Here is a 12,932-nt window from a genome sequence, read left to right on the forward strand (position 1 = left end):
TTACCTCTAGTACCTCTAGTACCTCTAGTACCTCTAGTACCTCTAGTTCAGAAAACTCTAACGATAACTGGAAGCTACCTGACGGAAGTGATGGCCCAGGATTCTATCCTGCAAAAAGATCACAAATTGATGATTCAATTAAAGAATATCAGCATTGCTTTAACAACGAATCACCTTCTGTAAAAGAATATTTTGACACTCTTTCTTTAGACTTAGACTTAGACTTAGACTTGGACGAGGAAAGGAGAGCGATATTACGCCCTAAAGTTATGGTTGAACTATCTTGGGAGCGATTCAATGTCGCACATGTAATACTTGCCATAACGTCGGCCGCTGAAACGGGCATGGCATTACCATTTAAAGTGGACCTTTATTTGAATGCTTACTTTGATGGGGCCCGGCGGTTTGTAAAACACAGTACCGGCGATGAAGAGGGGGCATATAAAAGCCTTATCAAAAAAAGTTTAATAGGCTCCTGTCGGGGCGAAAATTATACAGACGATAATGGATTTAGGGATTGTATTAATCAACTGGTTGAGGCCTACAGCAGCTTGGAGTTAAAGGATTCAAGCTCTGGTACGTTTTCTAACTACCTAATACCGTTTGAGGATACCAGTGAAGATAGAGATATCGCACAATTTCTTATGCGAAATGGTGTTCGACTTCAAGACCTTTATTATAAATATTATTATCGTGAAGCCCGTGAGTTGCGAAGATTAATTACTGAAAAATCTGATTCTGAAAAATCTGATTCTGGGAAATCTGAAATAGAATGGACCAAGATAAAGTTGTGCAAAGTGGTATCTGAAAATAAAACGAAAGAGGAAAAGGAAAAGGAAAAGGAAACGGAAAAGGAAAAGGAAAAGGAAACGGAAATAACTTTCAAACTTGACCGTCCGCAGCTTGAAGAACTTTGCCAAGCTAATGAGATCGCGGAGGCAAAAACAGAGCAGAATAAACAAAAACAAGAAAAGAAAGTTGGCCTAAGACCCATACCATTCCTTGGCCGTTTCATGGAGAAATTTGCGCAGGTTCATATGGATGAGCGTTTAGATATTGTACGCAAAATTGCTAAAGGGGTGGAATATTCCGATAGCTCCATACGCAGTCCATCAGGGTATTTGCAATATCCCGAGCTTTGGTATTGGGAACTACAAAGTCTTCGTATGGAGGAAGACCTTCGGTCAATTATATCTAATCTATTTATTAGCGGTTACCCGTCGGTACCTACAGCTGTTCGTATTAAAGAAGAGTTCTTGAAGGATGATTCTCGCCTTCAAGCTTTGATATATGAATGGCTTCGAGATTATTGGGTGATTTGTATGGAGCAAGGCCTGTTTCCCGCGAGCGAAGAAGAGGATAAGAATAATAAAGGCTTAGCTGCAAGAAAAATATTGTTGGATGAATACCTTGATCACCACAAGTACCTTTCTGAGGAGAGCCGCCAGTATTTACAGAATCATATTGCAAAAAATCGAAATATTTTTGAATGGATCGAAAAGGTTAAAAACAAGCGCTCCTTGGTAGCTGAGCTGGCCGATAGCCTTTTACATGTACAATATGATTCGTTATGGAAAACAATTGCACACCTCGAAAAGGTTGAGCGTCATTCAGTACCAATTACCGAGCTAACGCGAAACGATTATCGTCGTTTTCAGTTGGTAAGCCGCCCCAAAGTGCAAGCGGGTATTCAAATTACTGAAATGTTGCCTGCGTCGCGTGATGATCTGGTCTCTATGGCCATTAATGAAGGCGGCGTTATGGCGGATATTGCAGGGCAAATTAATGCCAATGCAGCATACGATATCAGCGCATTAAAGGCGCTAGGTGATTTATTTTCTGAGCGCGATGAGGCGCCACCGGTTGCGACCGATGGCGCCCCTGCGGTTACTGAAGCTTCTCGTGTTGAAGAGGCTAAACGGCTTTTGAGCCAGTTTAAATATAGGGATAAACTTGAAACGAATGACTATGGCGCCAGCGGTCGTGCCGAGGCGAATATGTTTGGTACCGCAAAAGCTGCTATGGCGTATTCGAAACGTCGCGAATATTTAGATGCGGCGATTACGGCTGCGGGCCGTGGCGATAATTTTGCAAAGTGGGTGGTCCGCAAAAGTGATCTGCGAAGTGATAAAGCCGGAACAGACAAAAAGAAACTAGCTGCAGCTGCACATAGTGGTTTCCCCAATGGTGATCAACCTTTCAACCTACTCGTTAAAGTACCGCGGGAGTCAGTACAAAAAGATTGGCGGGGCAATGAATACATACTGTTTAATAGTATGTATGCCGCCACTAAGCGCAGATCGCTGTGGAAGGATATGGGCTGGCTGGGGGGGGGGATGAAAGCCGGAGCATCGATAGTTAACCCTTCTGCATGGGCAACGATTGAAGAAAGTGCAGTGGCAACTGTTTTCCCCTTTAAGTGGGATGCCAAGAGTGAAAGCGATCAGCCGGAACTTGTGAGGGAGCCAAATATATTAGGCGGGGTTATTTTTCTTGATGATACCCATAAAATTCCTTACGGAGATATAAAAGCCCTACTTGAGGCGGAATCGGCTTTTGTAAAAGCGACCCGCGAAGCACAAAGTAGTACTTTAAGTTCAGCCGTGACCACATTGGGGGAGCAGAAGAAGGCGCTACGTGAAAACGTGAATAAAAACCTGCAGTTACAGCGTGAAGAGCAGGTGTCGAAACGAGACAAGCTTGAGGAGCGTATTAAAGCCTTAGAGGCGCAACTCGCTGCCCCAAAACCACCACTAGAAACAACCGAGGGCGAAGCGGAAAGCGCAGTCGAGTAGTTGGCTGTTTTGTAACTGTTCAAATACGGAGAAATAAATGGGCTAACTGACTATTTTCTGGGGCCTTCAAGTCTACTGTACACCGGGTTCGCAGAAAACGGTCAATTGGCTTTCTGAGAGTATGTCAGCTAGAGCTCGCCGGCTAGAATAGTTACGGGGTACAACCTTAAAAATCGCGTAAACTTTGATGATCTAACTGCGGTTTTTAGGGGCATTAGCTCATAATGTTATTTTCCTTTTATTCAGGGTTATGTCACCCTGAATAAAAGCTTACTTCGGCGTTTATAAATTTGTGGATTGTTAAATGATTTATTGTCATATACGACAGATGATTTTTTTTATCTTTGTTAGCATTTTTTTGGTGTCCTGTTCTGGGTTGCCAAGCAAGTCAAATTCAAGTGCAGGTACCTTATCTATTGATAGCTACTTCGAGCATTTGCGGGGTGATGAAGAGAGGCTACGACAGTTTTTTTTACAAATGCCGAAGGGAGGGGATATTCATCACCACTTGAGCGGTTCGATTCAAGCTGAGGATATTTTCGACTTAGCCAGAACTAAGAATTTAGCGGTCAGATTACAAGATGGGCAATTGTGCAACCTACCTTGTGAAGATGGTGTGGCGATTCATGAACTGGTAGGTAGGCCTGACACTCAGCATGAACTGTTTAACTTTTGGACCGTTCGGGGGTTTAGTGAAAGTGATTTTCCTGTTGCCGATCACTTTTTTAATGCCTTCAATAAAATAAAGCCAGCGTTACTTGGGAGTGAAGGGGAGTTATTACGCCGCTTACGTAATCAGGCTGCCGCCGACAATATTCAGTACCTAGAGACTATGGTGCGTGTGCCGGTACTACAAAAGCAGGCTGCTCGCCTACAAGCTGATAATCCTTGGTCAAGTAATCTTGCGGTTCAATATAAGCATTTGATGGCTGCAGGCATTGAAGCTATTGCGGCAAAAAATGCAGAGGCGTTAGAGGGGTTTATACACGATTCAGAGCATTTACTTAGATGTGGTTATGGTGATGAAGCACCGGGTTGTGGTGTGGCAGTGAAAATACTCAGTTACGGCAACAGAATGAAGCCTTTACCCGTTATATGGAGTGAATTAGTTTTAGCATTTGAAACCGCTAATCAGTCGAAAGAAGTGGTGGGTGTAAATATGGTTGCAGCAGAGCACGATGCCAGTGCATTACAACACTACTCCATACAGATGGAAATGTTTAATTTTCTGCGTAAGAAATATCCTAACGTTAACCTATCGTTACATGCCGGAGAGCTTATACCAGGCTTAGTTCCGAACGAGAACGACTTGTCTTTCCATATCTCGCTTGCAGTACGTCAAGCAGGTGTACATCGCTTAGGTCATGGTGTGAGTATTCTTCGAGAAAGTGATGCCCAAAAAACCTTAGAGTTGATGGCCAAGCAAGATATTGCTATTGAGATTTTATTGCGTAGTAATGAAGTTATTTTGGGTGTAAAAAACTATAAACACCCTATTTTGGAGTATTTCGAAGCCGGGGTGCCTATTGTAATTGCAACTGATGATGAGGGCATTTTTGACTCCAAGCTTATTCATCAATACGTTTTATTAGCACAGCGATATCCTCAGATTAAATATCAAAATATTAAGAATATGGTACGAAATAGTCTTGAGTATAGTTTTTTACCGGGTGCAGGCTTGCATATTCCAGGCAAGGGCTATCGTGAGCGGGTTTCGGAATGTCAAAAATTAAGCTCGCAGCGGTGTAATAACTATGTCAAAACTAATACTAAAGCGTTCATGCAACAACGGCTGGAGCTAGCTTTGGCGGAATTTGAAATCCACATAGCGCAATTAAATCCTTAGAGCTGATGCGTGGCCTGTCTTTTAGTAATAAATAGCGGGACAGGCTCTCGCTTTCAGCAGTTTTAGCTATTAAACTGATATTTTTATTCTCAAATTAATTGAAAAAATCAATAACACCAACCGCCAAGGCTATGGCCTAGCGTTTTTTTAGCCTACTCCACCAGCACGCTGACCAGCACTTTTCTGGCCCACTAAATCATTCTTTGCGCAGAGGTTAATCTCCGCGAGAATAAACAATATCGATACCTGTTTGGCAACTGTTGATCCATAAAAAATGGCTGCGGGATATTCGTTAGAGGTTAGCGATCAAAAAAACCGCTAGCGCATTGCGCTAGCGGTTTTTTTGTTCGCCTGAATAGTTTGCGCTAGATATTTACCTGCAACTCAAAGTCCACGTAGCTCTCTTTTTCACTTGAAGGTGAATTGTAATGAAAACACAAGGACAGGCACTCGCTATAAAGCCGTCGGGTATTGGTTTCTCGGGCCCTCATGTGTTGGGAACACGTGTGGAGCGACCATGGATGGCTTGAGCGTGCCAGAGAAATTGATATTCGACGGCGTACATTAGCGGCTTGCAGAAAGTTTAGCGGGACAGGCACTCTAAAAATCACTGATTTTTGGCCCGAAAGCCAGCGCCCTAGACGGGGCTAACCGGAGCGGATATAGAACGACTGCCACTCAGATTAGAAACTGACCAAAGCTTGAGTAATAGGCTTTCACACAACAGGCATTATGCATATACGGCTTGCCGCAATAACTGCCCCTTGAAATGGTGTATTAATGATGCAACTTGCTAAGCTTGCGCGCACAGCTTAAGGACACACACACTCTATATTTTGCTTAAATTTCAACCAGCTCAATCGATGTGTCCACAATAAAAATCTATTAAATCAATAGGTTAGTGCTCTCTAGGTTTGAATGCCGAACTCAAAAAGCCGCTAAAGCTTCACAGCCTTAGCCACGAAATGACCCACCCGACGATGCATAGGCGGCAAGTTGAAACTGAGCAGGAGGCTACCGAGGATTTGCTATTAGGCACGCTTCGTCGTGAAGCGGAAGAAGAATGTTTGGAAGCACGGTATATTAAGCGGGATTACACCCCATGATGAGGCCAAATGTTATGGCAAATATGCATCCGTCTTACAATGAACAACTTGAATCTGAAATACAGCAAGTACCCGATGAGTACTTGCCGGCGTTACTCAATATTGTGCACAGCTTTAGGGTCAGCGTCAGTTTACCCACTGCTACCGAAAGCTTTGAGCAAGGTTGGAAAGAGGCTATGGAAGGTAAGGTACAACCCATCGAAACGCTTTGGGATGGCATTGACGACTAATGGCGCTGTATTACACCCTGAATTTAAGCGCGCACTGCGCAAGTTATCCCGTCGCTATCGTTCTTTACGTGTAGACCTTGGAGCACTGTTATCTCAGCTTGGAGCTGGTGAAAATCCGGGAGATCAGTTGCAGGATAGTCGTTATTTTGCTTTTAAAGTACGTGTTAAAAATAGCGATGCACAAAAAGGAAAAAGCGGCGGTTATCGCGTTATTTACTACATAAGAAATGCAGATCGAACGGTATTAGTCACCTTATATAGCAAGTCGGATCAAGATGATATTCAGTCAAATGATGTGCAGCGCATTATCAATAAATATGAGCAGCTCAGTGAAATAGATTAGGCGTAATCACAGGCAGACCTAAAGATGTAAAAGCTATTTATGGGAGGTTCTAAGCTTCTTCCTCCGCTTGTTACATGGCTTGCTAAAAACACAAGCCCCGCAAGCAAAGCCCTTGGATATCGAAGCGATTAAGGCCAAAAAGTCGCTAAAGCTTCACAGCCTTAGCGGCTTTTTTATGGCCCTAAACTCCCCATCATCTACTTAGCTTGGCCTACTTCATAGCGCTTAACTTGCGTGATGTGCATGCCACTTCAGTTTAGCGGGACAGTCACTCTAAAAATCACTGTTTTTTGCTCCGAAAGCCAGCCCTAGCCTAGCGAACAAAGCTTGAGTAAATAGCGGGACAGGCACTCGCTTTCAGCAGTTTTAGCTATTAAACTGATGTTTTTATTCTCAAATTAATTGAAAAAATCAATAACCGCCAAGGCTATGACCTAGCGGTTTTTTTGTTAGCCTGAATAGTTTGCGCTAGATATTAACCTGCAACTCAAAGTCCACGTAGCTCTCTTTTTCACTTGTAGGTGAATTGTAATCACCATTGGCATAACGTGCGGTAAGGCCTATACGGTTCATAAAAAAGTGTTGATAGCCGATGCCGAGATCGTCGCTGTCATAGCTGCTGTCTGATACCGCATCCCGTGTAAAGTTAACAAACAACTTACTGTTTGGGGTGAAGAATACTGCGCCCTCTAATGTAAGGTGGGTATATTCATCGATGATAAAAAAATCAACATCAAGAAGGTATGATGTATGGCTTTGAGCATTAAATACATGGCGGTAATTAACCCCCAAACCAGTATCATTGTCACGCGTGTTATCGAGTCTAATCAGTCGCCCTGTAATTGCAGAGTTATCTGTAAGGTAAGCTCCCCCACCAATACTTATCATTTTCGCGTCAGAATCACCGTTTGAATAGCTCTGCCCGAGGTCGACGTTGAAAATTCCTTTACCAAATACGCCCCTATAGCCAATGCCTGTTTGGCGGTAATGTTCCTGTTGATCAGAACTGTAATCAAAACCGCTATAGGTTTCTTGTCGTTTGTAAGTCTCTTGTATCATCATATTATAAACAGAGATACTGGAGTTTTTGCTCAGAAAGCCGGCTTCATCTATCGGCGCGGAATCAGTGCTAACGGAGTCAAAATAGAACGCGCCTTCAAGTTGGTAGGCGGTCTCTTCATCGGTATATTCCGAGGCATAGTCGAAGTAGCTGTGCCCCTCTGTAGATTCAATATTACGATAATTTCCCGTAATCTCTGCCCAGTAGTCCGCCGTCGCTGCGGTTGATAAACAGCTAATCACAGCGCCTAAAAGTAATTTCTTCATTTGTTTTTCCTTGATATCCATTTTAAAGCGCCGGCATTCTATAAGATTAGCTCGCGCAGTGCATGATGTATTATATGGGCTCACCCCCTTCGGTAGATAATTTGTGCAACTTGCCGGTTACCTTCGGGTCGATACACGACTGTAACAACGTGTATTGGGCTTAGCTTTTACCGCCCACCTTTCTTTTCAAAATTTGACCTTTAAGGTTCACAGATGAAAACCTCTTCTAAATTTGCGATTGCTGGCGGTGCGCTGGTGGTGGGTGTTGCTTTAATTGCAGCGGTATTTGCTTTAGCGCCAACAGCCAAACCTAAACCGCAACTAGAAGCCGAACCTCTGCTTGCGGCTACGGTTGAGTCTAGCCCCCAAACACACATTATTGATGTCACTACGCAGGGCACTTTAGAGCCAAAGTCACGGGTTACGCTATCCGCTATGGTATCTGGTGAGATAGTAAGTATTCACTCTAATTTTGATATTGGGCGCAAGGTTAAGCGGGGCGAGGTGCTGCTGGAGCTTGATGACAAGGAATACCAGTACCAGCTATCGCGCGCCAAAGCACAGCATGCGAAAGCGGAAGAAGCTCTTGCGCAAGAGCTGGGCAGAGCTTTTCAGGCGAAAAAGGAGTGGCGCGATTTGGGTAACGCTGCAGCCAACGATTTGTTTTTGCGCAAACCACAATTGGCTTCAGCGAAGGCTGCGCTGGCTTCGGCTGAATCGGATGTGGCGCAAGCGGCTTTGAATATTGAGCGTACACACATTAAAGCCCCTTTTACCGGCGTGGTTAGCCAGCGAATGGCCAATGTGGGCCAGTGGGTTTCTGTGGCGATGCCGGTAGCCGAGTTAGTTGATGAAACCCGTGCAACAGTGCCGTTGCGCCTTAACCATAAAGAGCGCGCACTAATCACCATCGGCTCAGCACAACAGCCCGGCGTTCGCTTTACCAGCGGATTGATGGGCGTTAACTCTGTATGGCAGGGCGCAATTACACGCATTGCGCCCGATGTGGGCAGCCTTAACCGGCTGTACACGGTCTATGCCGACTTAACCGCTGAAGGTAATCCGCCTTTTCAGTTTGGTACTTTTGTTACCGCGACCATCGTGGGTAGCCCTATCGATAACGTAGTGAAGCTGCCGCATACCGCGCTGTATACCGGCGCCTGGGTTTACGTGGTAGAGCCAAACAATACGATTACAGTCCACCCGGCTAACGTGCTGCAAAGCAGCCGAGAATTTGTGTGGTTGTTGGCGCCGGTCAACCATAGTGTGCGCTATGTAATACGTGACCAAGCGCTAATGCATGCGGGAATGATCGTAAAGTTAGAAGACACCGCCAGCAAGGGCGCAACACCTCATGAATAGGCTGATTCAGTGGTTTGTGGAAAACCCCATTGCCGCCAACTTGTGCATGGTGATGATTTTACTGGGTGGGTTTTCTAGCTTATTCAAACTGAATAAAGAGGTTTTCCCTGATATTGCGCTGGATATTATTCAGGTGGGCGTGGTTTACCCTGGCGCAGGGCCCAAAGAGGTTGAAACGCAAATTGTGGTGCGGGTTGAGGAAGCCATTGCCAACCTCGATGGTATAGACCGCATTACCAGCGAGGCCCGCGAAGGTTTTGCTAATGTGAGTGTGGAGGCCGTAAAAGGGCAGGATATCCAAGCGCTGCTGAACGATGTGAAAACCCGAGTGGATGCCATTACCACCTTTCCCGCCGATGTTGAGCGGCCGCAGGTTCAGCAGTTAATCGCCAATAAAGAGGTGATGAGCCTGGCGCTTTATGGCGATGCCGGCGAGCTTGAGCTAAAGCGTATTGCCACACAATTGCGCGACGAACTGGGCCTGCTGAATGCGGTATCCCTTGTTACGCTACGCGCCAGCCGCGATGATGAAATAAGCATCGAGGTTTCAGAACATACATTGCGGCAATATCAGCTCACGTTTGACGATATTAGCAACGCGATTGCCACACAATCGTTAGATGTACCCGCCGGCGTGGTTAAAGGCCAAACCGGTAATATTCAAGTACAAACACGCGGCCAAAACTACACCGCCAGCGATTTTTCTAAAGTGGTGGTTAGGGCCGCAGCGGATGGCAGCCAGCTTTACCTTGGCGATATTGCCAACATTCAAGACGGCTTGGCCGAAAAGGATTTGGTGGCTCACTTTAACGGTAAGCCCGCGGTATTCTTGGATATTTTTGTCAGCGATAACCCCGATATTCTCGCCGCGACTTCCGCCGTAAAAGATTACATGCACACCCACGCCAACCAAATTCCTACAACCATGCATATGGCCATTGCACGGGATTGGTCGCTGTTATTCAAAGGCCGCATGAACTTACTCATTACCAATGCCATAAGCGGTTTGCTTTTGGTGTTTTTGGTGCTGATGTTGTTTTTGCGTACCAGCCTTGCGCTATGGGTATCTGCAGGTATTGGCGTGGCGTTTATGGGCGCTATTTGGTTGCTACCTTTTGCCGGCATTAGCATCAACATGGTGAGTATGTTTGCCATGATTTTGGTACTGGGTATTTTGGTCGACGATGCCATTATTGTGGGCGAGAGCGTTTACTCCTCTCACCAACGGGGCCTGCAAGGTAACGCCTGCGCGGCCGGTGGCGCCAAAGCCGTGAGCAAACCCGTTTTATTCGCGGTAGGCAGTACGATTATCTTTTTTGCGCCCATGCTAACGCTGCCCGGTGTGATGGGTGATATGTCTAAACCCATCCCCGTCGTCGTGATCCTGTGTTTGATTTTCTCGCTATTTGAATCGCTACTGATTTTACCTGCCCACTTGGCGCACCTGCGGGAAAAAAAGCCCAGCCGTTATCGGTGGGTACGCGCACTTTCCAACGGTAAACAGTTTTTTGCCAACAAACTGGAGCACTTCTCGCACCACCGCTTTGGCAGTTGGGTGCGCTCTGCCGTTAACAATAGCCCCATTACTTTAGCGCTGTTTCTGTGCGCGTTCTTTTTGAGTGTGGCCGTTGTTAGCAGTGGTTGGGTGCGCGGTAGTTTTATGCCGGTGGTACCGAGTGAGTTTATCGGTTTGACGATAGAGCTACCCGAGGGCAGTGCGTTTGCGCGTACCGAAGCGTTGCTCAAGCGGGTAGAAGATGCCGCTGATGTACTAAAAAGTGACGCCTTTCTGCTTGAAGGTAATCAACAACAACCCTTTATCGAAAGCCTGCAAACTTGGGCCACAGACAATAGCTTACGGGCCACCTTAGCGCTAAAGCCCGCCGAAGAACGCGACCTTAGCACGCAAGCGGTTACACAGCGCTGGCGCGAATTAATTGGCGATGTGCCCGAAGCTGAGAAATTCAACTTGGCGTTTACCATTAACCAAGTGGGCGAAGCGATTGCTTTGCGCTTAAGCGTGGCGAGCGATAACCCCGCCGTTGTTGAGCGCGCCCTAAACAATGTAAAGAGCGCGTTAGCACGCTACCCAGGTGTTTACGATGTGAAAGATAGCTACCAAAGCGCACGCACAGAACTGGAGCTGGACTTAAAAGATGGCGCCGCTACACAGGGCTTTTCGTTACAAAGTATTGCACGGCAAGTGCGGCAGGCTTTTTACGGTGATGAAGTGCAACGGGTGCCGCGTAACGGCGAAGATGTACGCGTAATGGTGCGCTACCCGCGTACAGAGCGCGAAGCGATGGATACCCTAGAAGAGATGTATATTCGGCAAACATCGGCGAACGGGTTGATTGAAGTGCCTATTACCGAAGTAGCAACGCTGAAGTATGTGCCCGGCTATACGACCATTATGCGCGAAGATCGCAAACGCACTTTTACCATTACCGCCGAGGTTCGCAAAGACTCTAACGTAAGCGCAACAAAAATCGTGAGCGATTTAATGGCCTTCAGCAAGCCCAAATGGCAGGCCCAGTATCCGGGGTTTAGCTTGTCGGTGGGCGGCAGTATGGAAAGCGAAAACGAATTTGTGCACGACATTATTGTTAACTTCGTCTTGGCTTTAGTGCTTATTTACGGCTTGTTTTGTGTGGCCTTTAAATCCTATACCGTACCCGCGCTGGTGCTTACCGCCGTGCCTTTTGGTTTTATGGGGGCAGTGATCGGCCATGTGATTATGGGGTTTGAAATTAGTATGATGAGCATTTTGGGCTTTTTAGCCTGTGCTGGCGTGGTCGTGAACGACAATCTTGTATTGCTCGACCGCATTCAGCAGTTACGCCATCAAGGCAAAACTGCTTGGCAATCGGCCGTGCAGGGCGCGCAGGATCGTTTCAGGCCCATTATTTTAACCTCCATTACTACGTTTGCAGGCTTAACGCCCATGCTACTGGAGGAAAGTACACAAGCGCGCTTTCTTGTGCCCATGGCGGTATCGCTTGCGTTTGGCGTGCTGTTTGCCACTGGCGTTACCTTATTGTTAGTCCCCAGCTTGTACTATGGTGGCTCGCGGTTTAAATACTATTGTAAGAATGCGTGGCAAGCACTGTAAGGGCCAAGCGCACTCTCTTGAGCACAAATAACGAAACTGCGACGATTAACCCGCAAACCCGTACGCGCTTGCGCTAAACTTCATCGCAAATAACATAAGAAAGAAGCCCATGCGCAACCTCCCATTCATCGCCACACTTGCTATGGCATTCTCTATCGCACTTTGTGCGCGAGCTGTATCGGCAGCGGACGACGTGCCCGCGAATACTATCGTTGGCTCCAGCGGCAAGAAGATGAAGGTTTCAAACCAAACGCGCGCTAACCCTCAAAAGAAAAAGATCAAAGTCTACAAATATTCAGACGAGGGCACGGCTTCGTTTTCAGACCGCGCCCCAAAAGGCCAAGACTACGAAGTACTGAGCTATAAATGCTTCGCCTGTGATGTGAATTCAAAAATCGATTGGTACAGCATCCGCCTGTACCCCGAAAAATTTGCCGGCACTATCGAGCAAGCATCACAGGAATACGGCGTAGACCCAGCCCTGGTAAGGGCCGTAATCCATGCCGAATCCGCATTCCGCCCCTCCGTTAAAAGCCATGCAGGCGCAGTAGGGTTAATGCAGTTAATGCCCGCGACAGCAGAGGACCTAGGTGTGAGTGATCGCACCGACCCTACGGAAAATATTCATGGCGGGGTGAGGTATCTCGCGTATTTACTCGAGCAGTTTGAAGGGGATATACCTTTAGCCACGGCAGCGTATAATGCTGGCCCAGGCGCAGTGAAGCGCCACGGCGGCATACCACCCTATGCGGAAACAGAAGCTTATGTTGACCGCGTATCCATATTATCCAAGCGCTATGCCGGTATTTAAC

At 46.5% G+C, this 12,932-nt stretch carries 8 protein-coding genes; 7 read left to right on the plus strand and 1 reads right to left on the minus strand.

Annotated elements, in window-relative coordinates; all coding sequences use genetic code 11:
• The 4 genes from AC3A8L_RS06650 to AC3A8L_RS06665 form a co-directional block, all read left to right on the plus strand.
• Window positions 1–2,795: hypothetical protein (locus AC3A8L_RS06650; protein WP_487961452.1), on the plus strand; the 2,795-nt coding region annotated here is incomplete at its 5' end.
• 376 nt (window positions 2,796–3,171) lie between these two features.
• On the plus strand, window positions 3,172–4,641 hold the full coding sequence (locus AC3A8L_RS06655) for a hypothetical protein (RefSeq protein WP_487961453.1): 1,470 nt from the start codon (window positions 3,172–3,174) through the stop codon (window positions 4,639–4,641).
• 1,120 nt (window positions 4,642–5,761) lie between these two features.
• A complete protein-coding gene (locus tag AC3A8L_RS06660) occupies window positions 5,762–5,977 on the plus strand; it encodes a hypothetical protein (RefSeq protein ID WP_487961454.1) in 216 nt (71 codons plus the stop codon).
• A complete protein-coding gene (locus tag AC3A8L_RS06665) occupies window positions 5,961–6,320 on the plus strand; it encodes a type II toxin-antitoxin system RelE family toxin (RefSeq protein ID WP_487961455.1) in 360 nt (119 codons plus the stop codon). Before AC3A8L_RS06660 ends, AC3A8L_RS06665 begins: the two co-directional genes overlap by 17 nt.
• A 468-nt stretch (window positions 6,321–6,788) precedes the next feature.
• Here AC3A8L_RS06665 and AC3A8L_RS06670 read toward each other — a convergent pair whose 3' ends face one another.
• A complete protein-coding gene (locus AC3A8L_RS06670) occupies window positions 6,789–7,646 on the minus strand; it encodes a hypothetical protein (protein ID WP_487961456.1) in 858 nt (285 codons plus the stop codon).
• Between the two features lie 213 nt (window positions 7,647–7,859).
• Between AC3A8L_RS06670 and AC3A8L_RS06675 the strand changes: the two genes are divergently transcribed.
• The 3 genes from AC3A8L_RS06675 (at window position 7,860) to AC3A8L_RS06685 (ending at window position 12,931) form a co-directional block, all read left to right on the plus strand.
• The gene (locus tag AC3A8L_RS06675; RefSeq protein WP_487961457.1) at window positions 7,860–9,008 is read left to right on the plus strand and encodes an efflux RND transporter periplasmic adaptor subunit; all 1,149 of its coding nucleotides are present in this window, start codon (window positions 7,860–7,862) and stop codon (window positions 9,006–9,008) included.
• A complete protein-coding gene (locus AC3A8L_RS06680) occupies window positions 9,001–12,120 on the plus strand; it encodes an efflux RND transporter permease subunit (RefSeq protein WP_487961458.1) in 3,120 nt (1,039 codons plus the stop codon). The genes AC3A8L_RS06675 and AC3A8L_RS06680 overlap by 8 nt, the downstream gene beginning before the upstream one ends.
• A gap of 109 nt (window positions 12,121–12,229) precedes the next feature.
• On the plus strand, window positions 12,230–12,931 hold the full coding sequence (locus AC3A8L_RS06685) for a lytic transglycosylase domain-containing protein (RefSeq protein WP_487961459.1): 702 nt from the start codon (window positions 12,230–12,232) through the stop codon (window positions 12,929–12,931).
• Window position 12,932 lies beyond the last annotated feature (1 nt).

The sequence above is a fragment of the Marinagarivorans sp. genome, assembly GCF_982758155.1.